The organism is Flavobacterium salmonis, assembly GCF_903819435.1.
Taxonomy (GTDB): Bacteria; Bacteroidota; Bacteroidia; order Flavobacteriales; family Flavobacteriaceae; genus Flavobacterium; species Flavobacterium chungangense.
Genome location: NZ_CAIJDP010000007.1, coordinates 1 through 1,475, shown reverse-complemented (window position 1 = coordinate 1,475; position 1,475 = coordinate 1). Strand labels below are relative to the sequence as shown.

Sequence of the window (1,475 nt, the reverse complement as noted above, 5' to 3'; positions counted from 1 at the left end):
AACCCTGAGCGGAACAGCTTCAATCGCCGAGAACGCAGCTGGAACCGCTACAATCACCGCTACGCTGAGCACGGCTACGACTACCGCTACAGTGGTAAGTTTAGGCTTTACAGGAACAGCTTCAGCAGGAGATTATGCAGCAAGCAATACTACCATTACCATCCCGGCAGGGCAATTGACCGGAACGATCACTATTGATCCGACCGATGATGCGCTGTACGAAGGAAACGAAACGGTAATTGTCGATATCACGAATGTTACAGGAGCTACAGCAGGGGCTACCACCCAGGCAACAGTAACAATCACCGATGACGAGACCACCCCAACAGTAACACTGAGCGGAACGACAACAATCGTAGAGAACGCAGCTGGAACGGCTACAATCACCGCTACGCTGAGCACGGCTACGACTACCGCTACAGTGGTAAGCTTAGGCTTTACAGGAACAGCTTCAGCAGGAGATTATGAAGCAAGCAATACTACCATTACGATTCCTGCAGGGCAATTGACCGGTACGATCACTATTGATCCGACCGATGATGCGCTGTACGAAGGAAACGAAACAGTAATCATCGATATCATAGGAGTTACAGGCGGCAATGGCGCTACAGAAAACGGCATTCAGCAAGCCACGGTAACAATCACCGATGACGAGACCACCCCAACAGTAACCCTGAGCGGAACGACAACAATCGTCGAGAACGCAGCAGGCACCGCTACAATCACCGCTACGCTGAGCACGGCTACGACTACCGCTACAGTGGTAAGCTTAGGCTTTACAGGAACAGCTTCAGCAGGAGATTATACAGCAAGCAATACTACGATCACCATCCCGGCAGGCCAGCTGACCGGAACGATCACCATTGATCCGACCGATGATGCGCTGTACGAAGGAAACGAAACAGTAATTGTCGACATCACAGGAGTAACCGGAGGCAATGGTGCTACAGAAAACGGCGTTCAGCAGGCAACGGTAACGATCACCGATGACGAGACCACCCCAACAGTAACACTGAGCGGAACAGCCTCAATAGCCGAGAATGCATCAGGAACCGCTACAATCACCGCTACGCTGAGCACGGCTACGACTACCGATACGGTAGTAAGCTTAGGCTTTACAGGAACAGCTTCAGCAGGAGATTACGCAGCAAGCACTACTACCATTACGATTCCTGCAGGCCAGTTGACCGGAACGATCACTATTGATCCGGCCGATGATACCCTGTACGAAGGAAATGAAACCGTAATCATCGATATCACGAATGTTACAGGAGCTACGCCGGGCAGTACAACTCAGGCAACGGTAACGATCACCGATGACGAGACCACCCCAACGGTAACACTTAGCGGAACAGCTTCAATCGCAGAGAATGCATCAGGTACCGCTACAATCACCGCTACACTGAGCACGGCTACGACTACCGCTACAGTGGTAAGTTTAGGCTTTACAGGAACAGCTTCAGCAGGAGATTACG

At 51.5% G+C, this 1,475-nt stretch carries 1 protein-coding gene; it reads left to right on the top strand.

Going from position 1 to position 1,475, the window contains the following annotated elements; all coding sequences use genetic code 11:
• On the top strand, positions 1-1,475 hold a 1,475-nt coding region (locus FLACHUCJ7_RS00035), incomplete at both ends, for a Calx-beta domain-containing protein (RefSeq protein WP_317170838.1).